The sequence below is a fragment of the Pantoea sp. ABR1s genome, from assembly GCF_057812235.1.
The window spans coordinates 529,208-546,134 of record NZ_CM173823.1 but is presented as its reverse complement, the minus strand read 5'-3'; the positions used below and the strand labels follow the sequence as shown (position 1 = coordinate 546,134).

The 16,927-nt window shown below is 56.2% G+C and carries 14 protein-coding genes; 2 read left to right on the top strand and 12 right to left on the bottom strand.

Annotated elements, in window-relative coordinates:
* Positions 1-6 precede the first annotated feature (6 nt).
* The gene (locus tag ACXKZD_RS02645) at positions 7-1,938 is read left to right on the top strand and encodes a methyl-accepting chemotaxis protein (protein ID WP_488981844.1); all 1,932 of its coding nucleotides are present in this window, start codon (positions 7-9) and stop codon (positions 1,936-1,938) included.
* A gap of 56 nt (positions 1,939-1,994) precedes the next feature.
* On the top strand, positions 1,995-2,321 hold the full coding sequence (bsmA, locus tag ACXKZD_RS02640; RefSeq protein WP_064690024.1) for a biofilm peroxide resistance protein BsmA: 327 nt from the start codon (positions 1,995-1,997) through the stop codon (positions 2,319-2,321).
* On the opposite strand, the gene ACXKZD_RS02635 is transcribed toward bsmA, so the two are convergent.
* The 12 genes from ACXKZD_RS02635 to mutL form a co-directional block, all read right to left on the bottom strand.
* A complete protein-coding gene (locus ACXKZD_RS02635) occupies positions 2,295-3,923 on the bottom strand; it encodes an isovaleryl-CoA dehydrogenase (protein ID WP_172608929.1) in 1,629 nt (542 codons plus the stop codon). The two genes, bsmA and ACXKZD_RS02635, sit on opposite strands and share 27 nt — an antisense overlap.
* Positions 3,924-4,143: 220 nt before the next feature.
* Positions 4,144-4,878 (bottom strand): 23S rRNA (guanosine(2251)-2'-O)-methyltransferase RlmB, encoded by a 735-nt coding sequence (gene rlmB, locus ACXKZD_RS02630; RefSeq protein WP_010699804.1) that lies wholly within the window; start codon positions 4,876-4,878, stop codon positions 4,144-4,146.
* A gap of 69 nt (positions 4,879-4,947) precedes the next feature.
* A complete protein-coding gene (rnr, locus tag ACXKZD_RS02625; protein ID WP_010256132.1) occupies positions 4,948-7,440 on the bottom strand; it encodes a ribonuclease R in 2,493 nt (830 codons plus the stop codon).
* Positions 7,441-7,456: 16 nt separating this feature from the next.
* The gene (gene nsrR / locus ACXKZD_RS02620) at positions 7,457-7,900 is read right to left on the bottom strand and encodes a nitric oxide-sensing transcriptional repressor NsrR (RefSeq protein WP_010256130.1); all 444 of its coding nucleotides are present in this window, start codon (positions 7,898-7,900) and stop codon (positions 7,457-7,459) included.
* Positions 7,901-8,118: 218 nt separating this feature from the next.
* A complete protein-coding gene (locus ACXKZD_RS02615; RefSeq protein ID WP_010256129.1) occupies positions 8,119-9,417 on the bottom strand; it encodes an adenylosuccinate synthase in 1,299 nt (432 codons plus the stop codon).
* A gap of 166 nt (positions 9,418-9,583) precedes the next feature.
* On the bottom strand, positions 9,584-9,784 hold the full coding sequence (locus tag ACXKZD_RS02610; protein WP_010256126.1) for a DUF2065 domain-containing protein: 201 nt from the start codon (positions 9,782-9,784) through the stop codon (positions 9,584-9,586).
* Positions 9,785-9,841: 57 nt separating this feature from the next.
* Entirely contained in the window at positions 9,842-10,846 is a 1,005-nt protein-coding gene (gene hflC, locus ACXKZD_RS02605; protein ID WP_010256123.1) for a protease modulator HflC, read from the bottom strand.
* Between the two features lie 3 nt (positions 10,847-10,849).
* Positions 10,850-12,088, bottom strand: coding sequence for an FtsH protease activity modulator HflK (gene hflK, locus ACXKZD_RS02600; RefSeq protein WP_033769798.1), 1,239 nt, complete (start codon positions 12,086-12,088; stop codon positions 10,850-10,852).
* A 227-nt stretch (positions 12,089-12,315) separates the two neighbouring features.
* A complete protein-coding gene (gene hflX, locus ACXKZD_RS02595; RefSeq protein ID WP_010256119.1) occupies positions 12,316-13,596 on the bottom strand; it encodes a ribosome rescue GTPase HflX in 1,281 nt (426 codons plus the stop codon).
* 72 nt (positions 13,597-13,668) lie between these two features.
* Complete coding sequence (gene hfq / locus ACXKZD_RS02590) at positions 13,669-13,980, bottom strand: RNA chaperone Hfq (RefSeq protein WP_010256116.1); 312 nt, start codon at positions 13,978-13,980, stop codon at positions 13,669-13,671.
* A gap of 104 nt (positions 13,981-14,084) precedes the next feature.
* On the bottom strand, positions 14,085-15,035 hold the full coding sequence (gene miaA, locus ACXKZD_RS02585) for a tRNA (adenosine(37)-N6)-dimethylallyltransferase MiaA (RefSeq protein ID WP_010256112.1): 951 nt from the start codon (positions 15,033-15,035) through the stop codon (positions 14,085-14,087).
* Positions 15,028-16,893 carry a DNA mismatch repair endonuclease MutL gene (gene mutL / locus ACXKZD_RS02580; RefSeq protein ID WP_033785557.1) on the bottom strand — a complete coding sequence of 622 codons (1,866 nt, stop codon included), beginning with the start codon at positions 16,891-16,893 and terminating at the stop codon, positions 15,028-15,030. Before mutL ends, miaA begins: the two co-directional genes overlap by 8 nt.
* Positions 16,894-16,927 lie beyond the last annotated feature (34 nt).

Sequence of the window (16,927 nt, the reverse complement as noted above, 5' to 3'; positions counted from 1 at the left end):
TAATTTATGAAGCGTCTCTCTCTCAGCGGCCTGAGTCTTGGAGTTAAGCTGTCTGTACTGACGTCTCTCAGCGTAGCGTTATTGTTGCTGGTTCTGACGCTGACCCAGAGCCACACCGCTTCGCGGCAGCTGGAAAATCTCGCCATCGATGACATGCAAAACCAGGTGCAGGGCATCAGTGAAATGGCCACCATGTTCAACGCCACCCTCACCGAAGAGGTGGCTCACTACACCAGTCTGTTTACCAGCTTCCTGCCTAAGCGTTTTAGCCTGGATGAAGGCTCCCGGGTGCAGGTCGGTGCCTTTTCGACGCCGGTGCTGCGCGCCGGGTTAAAAACGCTGAACCTCGACCAGACCACGGTAGATGATTTCACCGAACGCACCGCCGCCGTGGCGACCATTTTTGTGCGTGACGGCAATGATTTTATCCGTATTTCCACCTCGCTGAAAAAGCAGGATGGCAGTCGCGCGATCGGTACGCAGCTTGACCGCAACGGAGCCGCCTGGAAAAGCGTCCGTCAGGGCGACGTCTATCAGGGGCTGGCGACGCTGTTCGGCCATCGCTACATCACACAATATCAGCCGGTAAAAGATGAGAGTGGCAAGGTTGTCGCCATCCTGTTTGTCGGCGTTGGCATTGATAAGCAGTATGCGCTGATGCGTGAAAAAATCCTGGCACGCAAGCTGGGTGATAGTGGTCATTTCTTTGTGCTCAACGGCACGCCCGGTAAGACGCAGGGAGAGTATCTGTTCGATCAGCACAACGAAGGAAAACGACCCGCCTGGGATGACGCGACACTCCAGCCGCTGCTGACTCAGCCGCAGGGCATGCTGCAGGCAGAGATCAACGGCGAGCACCAGATTCTGGCCTGGCAGCAGCTGCCGGGCTGGAACTGGGTGATCGCCGGCGAAGTTAACCGTGAAAGCCTGCTCGCCCCGATTACGCATAGCCGTAACCTGTTCCTGATAACCGGACTGATTCTGGTGGTGGTCTTTGCGCTGGGGTTTGTCTGGTACAGCCGTCGGGCGATTACCCGTCCGCTGCAGCAGGTGATCCATCTGGCAGAGCAGTATGCCGCCGGGAATCTGCAGGTCCATATGGATACCCAGCGTCGCGATGAAGTGGGCCAGTTGATCGTTGCGATCAACGGCATTGGCGATGGTCTGGAGAAAATCGTCAGCCAGGTACGCGGCGCGGCGCAGGAGATCAGCGACGGCACAGACACCATCGCGGCCAGCAGTCATAACATCAGCGAGCAGATCGGGCGTCAGGCCAGCAGCGTGGAGCAGACCTCTGCCAGCATGGAGCAGTTTGGCGCGACGGTTGAACACACCGCAGACAGCCTGCGTCAGGCGATGTCACTGGTGGCCGAAGCCAGCGATATCGTCAGTCACGGCAGCCAGACGGTGGTGCGCTCGGTCAACACCATGTCGGCGATTAAGGTTTCATCACAAAGCATTGCTGATATCACCCACGTGATTGAGTCGATCGCCTTCCAGACCAATATCCTGGCGCTGAATGCCGCCGTTGAAGCGGCACGTGCCGGGGAACAGGGCCGTGGCTTTGCCGTGGTGGCCGCAGAAGTGCGTGCGCTGGCACAGCGTTCTGCGCAGGCCGCTAAAGAGATTGATGGACTGATTGCGACTTCCATCAGCAACGTGGCGGAGGGCCATCAGTTATCTGAGCAGACGCGCGATGCGATGAGCGACATTGTGACCCACATCGAGCAGGTGCAGGCGCTGATGGGCGAGATCAACGTGGCGGCACAGCAGCAGGCGGCAGGCATCGGCCAGGTTAATCTGGCGATGAACCAGATCAGCCAGGCGACTCACCAGAACAGCGAACTGGTGACACAGGCGGAAAACAGCGCGCAGAACCTGAGTGATAAAGGGCACCACCTGACCCAGCTGGTCAGCGTATTCAGCCTTAAATCCTGACGTCATTCAGGGCGATGGCATACACTTAATGCTTCGTCCTGAAAGAGGGTTTTGCTATGCGTTTCGCTTGTTTACTGGTGATAAGCCTGCTGCTGGCAGGCTGTTCCGCGCTTGAGACCACGCCAAAAGCACCGCCCGCGCCGACGCAACAGGCGCAGGAGATTTCACGGGCGCAGAGTGGCGGTTTGCCAAAGCTGGGCAATATTACCGTTAACGTGCGCGGCTCACCGGATGATGCCGGGCGGGCCGTGGCCACCCGGGCTAACCAGGCCGGTGCGGCTTACTATCAGATCGTGGCGCTGAGTGAAACAGTGATGCCCGGTCTCTGGTACGCCAGCGCGATTCTTTACGGCGCATCACCTGCCACAGGCGCGGGCCAGTAAACGGTCTGTGATTGCTGTCTCAAGCGGGCGGGAGCCACGCCGATCGAGCCACTGCTGGCACCATGCATCCGCCAGCGGCGGTTCGCCATATTTCAGTAGCTGAGCGCCGGTCGCAAGCTGCAGCAGCGTGCGGGTCACCTCGCGCGCCTGCTCTTCGGGGACTTTGCTTATTCGCAGCCGTAACTGACGCCAGCGCGCATCGAAATGACGATTACTCCCTTTCACCGCTTCAAATTCCTGACTCAGCATCTCCGAAACCTCTGCCTGACGGGTGAGCACGCGCAGTACGTCAAGACACATCACGTTGCCCGACCCTTCCCAGATGCTGTTGACCGGTATGTCACGATAGAGGCGCGGCAGCTCGCTCGCTTCGCAGTAGCCGATGCCCCCCAGCACTTCCATCGACTCCGCGACGAACGGGGCACCCGCTTTGCAGATCTGATATTTTGCAGCCGGAGTGAATAAGCGGGCAAACGTGACCTCATGCGGTTTTGCCGGTTGTGACCAGGCGCGCGCCAGCCGCATCAGCAGCGCGGTTTGTCCCTCCAGCTGCAGCGCCTGCTGTGCCAGAACCTGACGCATCAGCGGCTGATCCACCAGGTTTTTCCCCATCACCTGGCGCTGATGTGCATGCCAGAGTGCCACCGAGAATGCACGCCGCATCTGACCATGACTGCCGAGTGCGCAGTCGAAGCGCGTCATACCGCCCATTTTAAGGATCAGCCGCACGCCTTCGCCCTCTTCTCCCAGCAGCCAGCCGGTCGCATCGCGAAACTCCACCTCACAACTGGCATTTGAGCGATTACCCAGCTTATCTTTAAGCTGCTCAAGCTGGATGGCGTTGCGTGACCCGTCAGGCAACAGGCGCGGCAGGAAGAAGCAGCTTAATCCGGCGGGCGTCTGCGCCAGCACCAGATGCGCATCGCTCTGCGGCACCGAGAAGAACCATTTGTGCCCGGTCAGCCGGTAGGCTTCACCCGGGCCGCGCGCGCCCAGCGGCTCGGCCCGGGTGGTGCTGGTGAGCAGATCGCTGCCGCCCTGTTTTTCCGTCATGCCCATACCGATCAGCAGACCCCGTTTCTGGTCGCCGGGCTGCGCATGGGTATCGTAACGATCGCTGAGCAGAGGATCGAGCCAGCCTTCGAACGCGGCAGGCAGATAAGTCTGCAGCAGTGGAATGGCCGCGTGCGTCATGGTCACCGGGCAAAGCGTGCCCGCTTCAACCTGCGCGTGCAGAATAAAGCGCGCAGCCCGCGCCACGCTGGCCTGTTCACGTACTGTGGGATGCCAGCTGAGATTATGCAGGCGGCTGGCGCAGACACCCTGCATCAGCAGGTGCCAGGCGGGGTGAAAACGGACTTCATCCATCCGTACGCCGCGGGCGTCGTAGCGCAGCAGTTCAGGTGGCTCCGCGTTGGCGAGCCGGCCCAGTTCCAGCGACTCGGCGCTGCCCAGCTGTCGGCCTACCGAAGCCAGCCACTCCCGATCCCATCCGGCGCCTTCGCGTGACAGTGCCTCGCCGAGCGGCGTATCAGACAGGAACAGGTTGCTGTTGCTCAGAGGATGGGGCTGATTAAAAACGGTGTGTGTTGTCCAGGTCATAACCACTCCTCGCGGATGTCACTCAGTAAGTATACCCGTCGTCTTTCAAGCTGCATTTTTGTTGGCTGCGTTCACTCACCCGAATCACTTACTCATGTAAGCTCATCGGGATTCGTTCTCTTGCCGCCTCAATGCAACCCGAAATCCTTTGGGTATATACGAATGACGCGCAGTTATGCCTGGTACAGAAACTAATTTGTGGCGAAGATCACATCGGGGATCAGGCGTTGCGCTGACGCACCGCTTCAAACAGGCAGACACCCGTAGCCACCGAGACATTCAGCGAAGAGACGCTGCCGGCCATCGGAATGCTGATCAGCTCATCGCAATGCTCACGGGTCAGACGACGCATGCCTTCCCCTTCCGCGCCCATCACCAGCGCCATCGGACCGGTCATTTTGCTCTGGAAGACAGTATGGTCAGCTTCACCTGCGGTACCGACAACCCAGATGTTGTACTCCTGCAGCAGACGCAGGGTACGTGCCAGGTTGGTGACGCGGATCAACGGCACATTTTCTGCCGCGCCGCTGGCCACTTTTTTGGCCGTTGCATTCAGGGGCGCAGAGCGATCTTTCGGCACGATAATCGCGTGCACACCGGCCGCATCGGCACTGCGCAGGCAGGCACCCAGATTGTGCGGATCGGTGACCCCGTCCAGCACCAGCAGGAAGGGTTTGTCCAGGCTCTGCAGCAGATCCGGCAGGTCGCCTTCCTGATACTGACGACCCGGTTTTACCCGCGCCACAATACCCTGATGTACACCGCCTTCAACCTGGCTGTCGAGCCACTTGCGCTCGGCCAGCTGAATCACGACCCCCTGAGCTTCCAGCGCGGCGACCACGGGTTGCAGGCGACGATCGTCGCGGCCTTTGAGGATAAAGACTTCCTGGAATCGTTGTGGATCACGTTCCAGTAGCGCCTGCACGGCATGGATACCAAAAATAATTTCGCTCATCGATCTGCTCAGTGTTTGGAAATGAATGAATGACCGCCCTTTCTCAGTGAGAAAGGGCGGGTGCGCGCATCAGTCAGGCTGCGCCTTTTTTCTGGCGCGCTTCGCCCGGGTGGCGGCGGCGATTTTACGGGTTTTTTCCGAGACGTTTTTACTTTTATTCTCGGTATTTGCAGCGGCGGGCTTGCCCTTGTCGCCCCGGAAAGCGGCGTCCGGCTCGAAGTTGGACTTCTTGCTCGCATCACGACGGCGTTTCGCTGGCGCTTTGTCGTCACGCTTCGCCCGGTCACGTGCGGTTTTGCCTTCACCACGTACCTGACGCTGGCTGGAGATCAGGGCAAAATCGATTTTACGCTCATCCATATGGACGGCTTCAACACGCACTTCAACCGTGTCACCCAGACGATAGGTGCGACCGCCCGATTCACCGATCAGACGCTGACCTACCGGGTCAAAACGGTAGTAATCGTTGTCGAGCGTCGAAACGTGGACCAGACCATCAATGAACAGATCGCTTAAGCGTACAAAGAAGCCAAATCCGGTCACGCTGGAAATGACGCCGTTGAAGACGTTGCCAACCTGGTCCTGCATGAAGTCACACTTGAGCCAGTCCGCGACGTCACGGGTCGCTTCATCGGCGCGGCGTTCGGTCAGGGAACAGTGCAGGCCCAGTTGCAGCATCTGCGGCATGTCGTAGTGATAGCCGCCGGTTGCTGTCGTCATATCTTTGGCGACGCTGCGATCTCTCGGCATCAGGTATTTAATGGCGCGCTGTACCAGGCCTTTACCTTCGTCCTGCTCTTTTGCCAGCAGATATTTGATGGCGCGATGCAGCGTCAGATCCGGATAACGACGGATTGGCGAGGTAAAGTGCGCATACGACGAGAGCGCCAGACCAAAGTGACCGCGGTTTTCCGGATCGTAAACGGCCTGCTTCATCGAACGCAGCAGCATGGTTTGCAGCATTTCCGCATCAGGACGATCGGCAACCTGCTTCAGCAGCGCCGCATAGTCGATTGGCTGCGGTTTGTTGCCGCCAGGCAGACTCAGTCCCAGCTCGTTGAGCACGGTACGGAAGCTCTTGATGCTTTCGTCGGTCGGACGATCGTGATCGCGGAACAGCGCCGGTTCCTGATTTTTCTCAACGAAGCGTGCCGAGGCGATGTTCGCCAGGATCATGCACTCTTCGATCAACTTATGGGCGTCATTACGTGACACGCGCTCAACACGCTCAATACGGCGCTCGGCGTTGAAGATAAACTTCGCCTCTTCCGTTTCAAACGAGATACCGCCGCGCTCTTCACGAGCGGCTTCCAGCGCATGATAGAGGTTGTTCAGCTCTTCAAGGTCTTTAACCAGTGGCGCATACTGCTGGCGCAGCTCTTTGTCGCCCTGCAGAATGTTCCAGACTTTGTTGTAGGTCAGACGCGCATGGGAGTTCATCACCGCTTCATAGTGCTTGAAGCCGGTCAGTTTACCTTTGGTCGAGATGGTCATCTCGCACACCATACAGAGGCGATCGACCTGCGGGTTAAGCGAACATAAGCCATTCGACAGCACTTCCGGCAGCATCGGCACAACCTGCGACGGGAAGTAGACCGAGGTTCCGCGCTGATGCGCTTCGTCATCCAGTGGGGTGCCCGGACGGACGTAATAGCTGACATCCGCGATAGCTACCCACAGACGCCATCCGCCACCGCGCTTCTTCTCACAGTAAACAGCATCATCAAAGTCACGGGCATCTTCACCATCGATGGTGACCAGCGGCAGCTTACGCAGATCGACGCGGCCTTTTTTGGCCTCTTCCGGGACTTCTTCTTTCAGTTTGCTGACCTGAGCTTCCACTTCCGGCGGCCAGGTGTGCGGGATTTCATGCGTACGCAGCGCCATATCCACGGCCAGGCTGGTACCCATATCATCGCCCAGAATCTCGGCGATTTTACCGATCGCTTTGCTGCGACGGTTCGGACGCTGGACCAGCTCAACCACCACCACGGAACCCATGCGGGCATTCATCGTCTCTTCAGGCGGGATGAGGATGTCAAAACTCAGGCGACTGTCGTCCGGTACCACGAAGCCAGCACCGGCATCGGTAAAGTAACGGCCAACGATCTGATTGTTGCGGGGTTCCTGCACCCGGACCACGCGCGCTTCGCGGCGGCCTTTGCGATCGGCACCCAGCGGCTGCGCCAGGATCACGTCACCGTGCATACAGAATTTCATCTGTTCTGCGGAAAGGTAGAGGTCATCTTTCTGACCTTCTGCCCGCAGGAAGCCGTAGCCATCGCGGTGGCCAATGACTTTACCGCGCAGGAGATCAAGACGTTCTGGCAGGGCATAACACTGACGGCGGGTGAACACCAGCTGACCATCACGCTCCATGGCGCGAAGGCGGCGACGCAGCGCCTCAAGGTGTTCTTCTTCCTGCAGATTCATCTCTTCAGCCAGCTCTTCGCGGCTGGCCGGTTTTTCACGTTTTTCTAACAGAGCCAGAATAAATTCACGGCTCGGAATAGGGTTTTCGTATTTTTCAGCTTCTCTATCCTGAAAAGGATCTTTTGACATAGCGGTTCCTCCGATGTCATTTAATATTTATTTCCACCGGCGATCTGGACAAGATGATCTCATAAAGTGGTGTATTTCCTTCGACCAGATCTGCCAACGTATAGCTATCCAGCTCCTGCAAAAATCGCTGCACCGCATCATGTAACGCCTGCTTCAGACGACAGGCTGGCGTGATGGAACAGGACGCACAATCCACTAATTGTAGTGGTTCCATCTTACGTACCACATCGCCAATGACAATCTGACGAGCTGGCATACCCAGACGAATGCCCCCGTTTTTACCACGCGTTGCGGCGACATAGCCCGCCCGGCTCAGCTGATTGATAATTTTGACCATATGATTACGGGACAAACCATAAGTGTTCGTCACTTCCGTAATATTGGTCTGCTGACCTTCCGGCAACGATGCCAGATAAATCAGTGCCCGTAAGCCATAATCAGTAAAACTCGTGAGCTGCACAGTAACCTCAGTGAACCTTCAGGCGCGGCATGACCTTATTCGCCCTGTGATTGATGCCAGGATTAAATCGGATCGCCATTCGATTAGCTACGATGATAAACCAGAGTCTGTCTGGCCGTGCGCTTTTTTAAGCCAGCAGAAGGTTTGACAAGCGAAGGGAGGTTAAGTGGCATCAAAGAATGGAAAAACAAGGGCCGGACAGCGTCCGGCCTGAATGATTACGCGTCGAACGGGTCGCGCAGAATCATTGTTTCACTACGATCAGGGCCGGTTGAGATGATATCAATCGGCACACCCGTTACCTCTTCCACACGCTTGATGTAGTCACGCGCAGCCTGAGGCAAACCTTCCAGCGTCTTGACGCCAAACGTTGTCTCGCTCCAGCCTGGCAGGGTTTCGTAGATCGGCTCAATGCCTTCCCAGTTCTCTGCCGCCAGTGGCGTGGTGGTCACTTCGCGGCCATCAGGCATACGATAAGCCACACAGATCTTCACCTCTTTCAGGCCATCCAGCACGTCCAGCTTGGTCATGCAGAAACCTGACAGGGAGTTGATCTGGACCGCGCGGCGAACCGCTACCGCATCCAGCCAGCCGGTACGACGACGACGACCGGTGGTCGCGCCAAACTCATTACCCTGCGCACAGAGGAATTCGCCGGTTTCATCGAACAGCTCGGTCGGGAACGGGCCTGCGCCAACGCGGGTTGAGTAAGCTTTCACAATACCCAGCACGTAGTCGACATAACGCGGGCCAATGCCTGAACCGGTCGCTACGCCACCTGCGGTGGTGTTGGATGAGGTCACGTACGGATAGGTACCGTGATCGATATCCAGCAGCGTACCCTGCGCCCCTTCAAACATAATCAGATCGCCACGCTTACGCGCGACGTCCAGCAGTTCAGAGACGTCAACGACCATGCCAGTGATGATGTCAGCGACTTCCATCACATCACTCAGCACTTTATCGAAGTCAACTGCCGGCTCTTTGTAGTACTCCACCAGCTGGAAGTTGTAGAAATCGACCACTTCTTTCAGCTTGGCAGCAAAGGTTTCTTTGTTAAACAGGTCGCTGACGCGCAGGGCACGGCGAGCGACTTTATCTTCGTAAGCCGGTCCGATGCCACGCCCCGTGGTACCAATCGCTTTGGCGCCACGAGCACGTTCACGCGCCATATCCATCGCAACATGATATTGCAGGATCAGCGGACAGGCTTCAGAAATTAGCAGACGTTCGCGTACCGGAATCCCGCGCGCTTCCAGGCCTTTCATCTCTTTCATTAAGGCTTCAGGAGAGAGCACTACGCCGTTACCAATGATGCTGGTGACGTTATCGCGCAGAATGCCAGAAGGGATCAGGTGGAGGACGGTTTTTTCACCGTTGATGACAAGCGTGTGGCCCGCATTGTGGCCGCCTTGATAACGCACAACGTAATTCGCGCGCTCAGTCAGAAGGTCTACAATCTTACCTTTACCTTCGTCACCCCATTGGGTGCCCAGTACGACGACGTTCTTACCCATTTCTCAAAATCACCGATTGCTTAAAAAAGGATTCTACCATCTGATCCCGTGGTTTTCAGCACTTTTAGCATACGATTGCGCGCTTTTTTGCCTGAGTTTTGATCACTACAACATGTTGGGGATAATAGCGTTGAAAGGCACAATTTAGCCGGTCTGAACGTCAGCCTCAGAGGTTGCCGTGCAGGCTGAGCATGCAGTAAATCACCATGCCAGCAACGACCAGTCCTCCACCAAAGCGGTGCAGCAGACGATCGGGCAACCGCGTCATCGTCAGGATCATGCGTCGCCAGGCGCGCGGCATAAACATCGGTCCCAACCCTTCCAGCACTAACACCAGCGCCAGCGCCATCCAGATGCTTGTTTTCATTCTGATACCCAAAAAAAAGGGCCGACAACATTGTCGGCCCACAGGTTATATCAGTTCTTAGCGTGTCGCGTTAGAGGGCGCCTTCATATATCGGAAGAAGTCGCTATCCGGGCTTAATACCATCACATCCTGATCGCTATTGAAGCTGTTTTCATAGGCACGCAGGCTACGAATAAAGGCGTAGAAGTCAGGATCTTTGCTGAACGAATCGGCAAACAACCGCGCCGTTTCCGCATCACCGTCACCGCGTGTAATCAGCGCTTCACGCTGGGCTTCAGCCAGAGTACGGGTGACCTGGTAATCGGCCTGGGCGCGCAGTTTTTCCGCCTCTTCCTGACCCTGTGAACGCTGGCTACGCGCTACCGCTTCACGCTCAGCACGCATACGGTTGAAGATCGCATCAGACACTTCAGTCGGCAGGTTGATCTGCTTGATGCGAACATCCACCACCTGAATACCTAACGCCGCCATACTGTTCGGGTTCGGAGCCGGTTCGCTGCTGTTGGTTTCACGCTCGACACGGGCCGCTGCACTGGCAATCGCGTCATCAGCCGCAGGGGTTGCGATTTCATCATCGTTGCCTGCAGAGCCGGTATTCAGCGCGTCACGCACATCGGTAGTCAGACGACCACGGGAGTCCGTTACGATATCTTTCACATCCAGACGACCCATCTCAGAACGCAAGCGGTCACTGAACTTACGTTTCAGCAGCACTTCCGCCTGAGAGACATCACCGCCACCGGTGGCCAGGTAGTAGCGACTGAAGTCGCTGATACGCCACTTGATGTAGGAGTCCACGATCAGATCTTTCTTCTCTTTGGTGACGAAGCGATCGGCCTGGTTATCCATGGTCTGGATACGCGCATCCAGCGTTTTAACCGTTTCCAGGAATGGAATCTTGAAATGCAGACCCGGCTCAAACACCTGCGGCTTGTTTTCGCCGTCGCGCAGGACTTTACCGAAGCGCAGAACAATGCCTCGCTGCCCTTCCTGCACCACAAACAGGGACGCATAGAGCGCCACCAGCACGACAATGATTAAAAATACTATTGGCTTACGCATCGATTACTCTCTCCCTTCGCGCTGGCTGTCGCTGCGCTGAGCATTTGCCCGACGCTGATCCATGATATTGTCCGGACTGTATGACGACGTTTCATTGCGGCTGGCACTGCTATCGGAGCGCGCAGGCAGCGAAGAACCATTCGCGCCTTTCTGACCATTCTGGCCCGATGAAGTCTGACCGCCACGCATCAGTTGATCCAGCGGCAGCACCATCAGGTTATTACTCCGATCGTTAACCAGTACTTTGCGGGTATGGCTCAGCACACGTTCCATGGTCTCGATATAGAGGCGCTCTTTGGTGATTTCGGGTGCAGCTTTATACTCAGGCAGGATCTTGGCGAAACGCGCCACCTCACCCTGCGCTTCCAGAACGGTACGCTCTTTGTAAGCGCGTGCCTCTTCCAGAATACGTTGCGCCTGGCCGTTAGCACGAGGCTGAACTTCGTTGGCGTAAGCTTCGGCTTCGCGAACATACTGCTCGCGGTTTTCGCGTGCGGCAATCGCGTCATCAAATGCAGACTTCACCTCTTCCGGCGGACGTGCAGCCTGGAAGTTGACGTCCAGCACCGCGATCCCCATGTTATAAGGGCGAATCGTCTCGTCGATTTCACGCTGTGTATCGCTACGCACCACAGTACGACCTTCGGTCAGGATGCGGTCCATGGTAGAGCGACCAATCACGCCGCGCAGTGCGCTGTCGGTAGCCTGACGCAGGCTGTCGTCCGCGCTGGTCACAGCATAAAGATAACGTTCCGGATCGGTCACGCGGTACTGCACGTTCATCTCCACGCGTACCACGTTCTCATCCGAAGTCAGCATGACGCCAGAAGCAGCCAGTTCGCGCACCGATTCAACGTTAACCGCACGCACCTGATCAACGAATGTCGGCTTCCAGTTCAGGCCGGGTTCGACCAGATGGCTGAATTTACCGAAGCGCGTCACCACGCCACGTTCCGCTTCTTTGATGGTGTAGAAACCGCTTGCAGCCCAGATGACTACAGCAGCAACAGCCACGATACCAACAATTTTGCCACCGCTGCCGGAGCCGCGCTGACCGTTGTCGTTCTGTTTGCCACCGCCCAGTCCACCAAGCTTCTTGCTCAGCTTACGGAAGATATCATCCAGATCAGGAGGCCCGGATTCCCGTCCTCCCTTATTCCCCCCAGAGTTGCCGCCTTGATTATTGCTGCTTCCCCACGGGTCGCGGTCCTGTCCGTTATTTCCGGGCTGATTCCACGCCATGTTTCTACTCCATTTATTGTAATTACGATTTTTACCCTTCAGCTTTCGGATTGCAGCGGTGTTGGCTGCCTTCGCTCACCCTGGTCACTTACCTGCGTAAGCTCCAGGGGTTTCACTCAGTTGCCGCCTTGCTGAAATCCAAAATACTCGGGTAACGCCAGCGTATTCGGGTCTGCAAAGAAAGTGCGACAATCTTCAATTTTTAAGGTAAATGCGTTTGGGCAATATCAAACAATGTAACTGGTCAGCGACGGTTCCTGCTTACATAAACGCATCCACTCAATAATGGGCATACGTATCTGCAATCCTACACTGCCGTCTTCTTCATTCCACTCTTTCTCAATCGCCTGCAGCTGATAGAAACGGCTGCGAAGTCGCCCCGCTTCCGGTGGCAGACGTAATGCGTGCTGGGCTATTTCACCCGCCAGACGCTCAGACAGCGCCTGCCATAGCAACGGAATGCCTGCGCCTGTCTGGGCGGAAAGCCAGACGCGGATTGGCAGGTTCTCTTCGTTACGATCGATACGCGGTTCGAATCCGTCGAGCATATCGATTTTATTCATCACCAGTAACGTCGGGATTTCGTCCGCTTCAATCTCTTCCAGTACGGCATCGACAGCAGCGATATTTTCCGTGACGCGAAGGTCAGCCCCATCAATCACGTGCATTAACAGCGTCGCCTGACGAGTCTCCTGCAGCGTGGCTTTAAAAGCGGCAACCAGATCGTGAGGAAGATGGCGAATAAAGCCTACCGTATCCGCCAGTACCACGTCCCCGACATCAGCAACATTCAGACGGCGCAGTGTGGGGTCGAGCGTCGCAAACAGCTGGTCTGCGGCAAAGACGTTGGCGGAGGTCATGGCGTTAAAGAGGGTCGACTTGCCGGCGTTGGTGTAACCCACCAGCGAAACCGTTGGCACATCCGCTTTGGCGCGTGACTGACGTCCCTGCTCACGCTGTTTTTCAACTCGCTCAAGACGAGACAAAATCTGACTGATACGGCCGCGCAACAGCCGGCGGTCCGTTTCTAACTGCGTTTCACCCGGGCCACGTAAACCAATCCCGCCTTTCTGGCGTTCAAGGTGGGTCCAGCCGCGCACCAGACGTGTCGCAAGATGGCGCAGCTGTGCCAGCTCAACCTGCAATTTACCTTCGTGGGTACGTGCGCGTTGGGCAAAGATATCCAGAATTAAACCGGTGCGATCAATGACCCGGCATTCGCACAGGCGCTCGAGGTTTCTTTCCTGAGCGGGCGTAAGGGCATGATCGAATAATACGACCGATGCTCCTGTTGTTTTTACCGCATCGGCAATTTCAACGGCCTTTCCTTCACCGACAAAATACTTGGGGTGTGGCGCTTTGCGGCTGCCAGTAACCACTTGCAGCGCCTCAACGCCAGCAGAAGAGACCAGGGTTTCAAACTCCTGCAAATCTTCTACTTCTTTGTCTTGGGAGAACCAGATGTGTACCAGTACGGCCTGCTCACCGGCTTCATAACGGTCAAACAAGCTATAACCTCGCTAAATAAAAGACCAGGACGGAAAACCGCTGTTCTCCGTTCCTGGCTGTACGGTGACGCGTTATTCTGCGTTATCACCGTCTTGTTGTGGCTGTGGCTGCGCAGTTGTGTTGCTGCCGCCATGATGGTAATTGTTGCTGCCGCCACCGGTATTATTGCTATGGTGAGAAACCGGGCGTGAAGGAACAACGGTAGAGATGGCGTGCTTATACACCATCTGACTCACCGTGTTTTTCAACAAAATGACGAACTGATCAAATGACTCAATCTGACCCTGCAACTTAATACCGTTAACCAGATAAATCGAAACCGGAACACGTTCACGACGCAGTGCGTTCAAAAACGGGTCTTGTAATGATTGCCCCTTAGCCATTCTATCTTTTCCTTATATGCTTGTTGTTTGTTGCAAGTAGAACCTATGGTTCTGAAAAAAACTGCGTAAAAATTTGCGCACGATAACCCATCAATTGTACACAATCACCCATGCTTCGCACTAAGAACCTGTAACACTGTATCACGCGCCAGCCGGGGCTCGTCACTGTCAAGCCAGTGAACATTTTCCCAACCGCGTAACCAGGTCATCTGTCGCTTAGCAAGCTGCCGGGTTGCGCAAATTCCCCGATAAACCATCTCGCTGTAATCGATTTCGCCCGATAAATAAGACCACATCTGACGATAGCCAACACAACGAATGGAAGGCATGTCCGTATGCAAATCACCTCGTGCAAAAAGGGCCCGAGACTCCGCTTCAAATCCTGACGCCAACATCTGCTCAAAACGCAACGCGATGCGCTGGTGCAGCAATTCACGGCTCGCGGGGGCGATGGCAAACTGTTGCACGTCGTAGGGTAACGCTTCACCGGATGTTTTTGTCAGTTCCGTTAAAGTTTTACCCGAAATAAAAAAAACTTCCAGTGCTCGCGAAAGTCTCTGCGGATCATTCGGATGAATACGACTGCCGGCAACCGGGTCGATTTCACACAGCTGGCGGTGTAAAGCTTCCCAGCCTTTTTCACGCGCCGTTTGCTCTATCCGCTGACGAACGTCGGGATCGGCCGAGGGCAACGGCGACAATCCTTCAAGTAACGCCTTGAAGTAGAGCATGGTTCCACCAACAAGCAACGGTATTCGTCCGGCTTCAACGATATCCGCCATTTCTGCTAAAGCATCCCGCCGGAACTCCGCTGCCGAATAGGCTTCAGCGGGATCGCGAATGTCGAGCAGACGATGGGGTGCCACTGCTAACTCCTCAGCCGACGGTTTCGCCGTACCAATATCCATCTGACGATAGATTAAGGCAGAGTCTACGCTGATTAGTTCCACTGGTAACCGCTTACGCAATTCAATTGCTAAAGCAGTCTTGCCAGAAGCCGTGGGTCCCATCAAAAAAATAGCCTTTGGCCGGCCAGCCTGGTTTAATTCACTCATGCTTCAACGCGTTGATCGCGCTCTCAATCTCTATGGGCTGTAATAAGCCTGAAGGCGGCGATTTCAGCAGCTGTGGGCAAAGCCGTTCAAGCTCTGCCAGCAGGTTGATCGCCTGTGAGTGATTCCAGTCGGAGGACTCTGTATCCTGACGCCGCGCCAGCCACTGGGCCAGTTGCGTCGCAGAGATCTCCTGCTGCCGGGCGAGATAGCCTAACAGCTCAGGAATCAAGATTTGTAAATTTTGTGTTCGTAACGGTAAAGGCACCGCGCGTAAGGTCACGTGGTCACCTTCGGGCTGAAGATCAATACCCATCTGATTGAGCAGGCTGCTCTTTTCTTTTGCGGCCTGCCGTTCATCCAGGGCGATTTTGAGCCGCACCGGAATCAGCAGGGGTTGCGGTTTAAGTCCCTCTTCACCCGGTTCAAGCTGCGCCTGTTTCAGCCAGCGCGCCGCGACCGGCAGCGCCATCAGCATTAACTTCTGATCCTGCTCCAGCAGCGCATAGTGGTTTTGCAACACGGTCAGTACCCGGCCAAAGCTCTGGGCATGCGCGGCCAGCGGCGAGGGTTTTTCGGCCGGACGCGGTGCCGGTTCACGGTTTTTTGGCGGCGGCGTGGCACTGACAGGCGTTTTCAGCAACTGCTGATAAACCGCGCCTTCACGCTGACGATACACGTTCTCTTTGTTTTGCCAGGCCGGCGCCGCTGCGGGCGGTGTTTGCCGCGTGGAGGCTGAAGATTGATTCTCGCTGGCGGGGGCTGAAGGCTGCGCAAAATGATTCCCTCCCGCCGCCTGACGGTTTTCCGGCTGCCAGCGCGGTGCGGCTTCTTCTGCCTGCAGCGCAGGCAAAATGGGTGACGCTATCGCCTGTAATGCGCTGACCACGCCCTGATAAATAAAATCATGCACCAGGCGTGACTGATGAAAACGCACTTCATGCTTGGCCGGGTGAACGTTGACATCCACCTGATGCGGATCGATCTCCAGATAGAGCACATAAGCTGGCTGCTGGTCATCCTGGAGCTGGGTCTGGAAAGCCTGGCGGATAGCGTGATTAATCAGCTTGTCGCGCATCATCCGGCCATTGACGTAGCAATATTGTAACTCGGTGACCTGGCGCGAACCGGCGGGATCGGCGACCCAACCGCGCAGCGAGAGATCATCATGCTGCCAGTCAATTCGCAGCGCATGCTGAATAAACGTGGTGCCGCAGATAGCTGCCAGTCGCCGTTCGCGCTGGCTCTCCTCGCTGACGGCCCGATACTGACGCATCATTTTGCCGTTGTGGCTCAGTGAAAGCGCGACATCAAAACGCGCCAGTGCAATACGACGGATCACTTCGTCGATATGACCGAACTCGGTTTTCTCTGTGCGCATAAATTTGCGGCGTGCCGGGGTGTTATAAAACAGATCCAGCACTTCGAGCGTGGTCCCACAGGGATGCGCAGCCGGTTTAACCGTTACCGTCATATCACGCCCTTCCGCATAGGCCTGCCAGGCTTCGGTTTGATCGGCGGTACGTGAGGTTAAGGTCAGGCGGGAGACAGAACTGATACTGGCGAGCGCTTCACCGCGAAAACCCAGGCTCATAATCGCTTCCAGGTCATCCAGTGAGGCGATTTTACTGGTGGCGTGTCGGGCCAGTGCCATCGACAGCTCGCTTTTCACGATGCCGCAGCCGTTGTCACGGATGCGGATAAGCTTTGCGCCCCCCTTTTCAATATCAACGTCAATGCGCGTTGCACCAGCATCCAGGCTGTTCTCCACCAGCTCTTTTACAACCGATGCAGGACGTTCAACCACTTCACCCGCCGCAATCTGGTTTGCCAGTTGGGGCGGTAAAATTTGTATCGGCATGGTTTTCCTTTTAGCTGGTCGCCCGGCGCAGCGG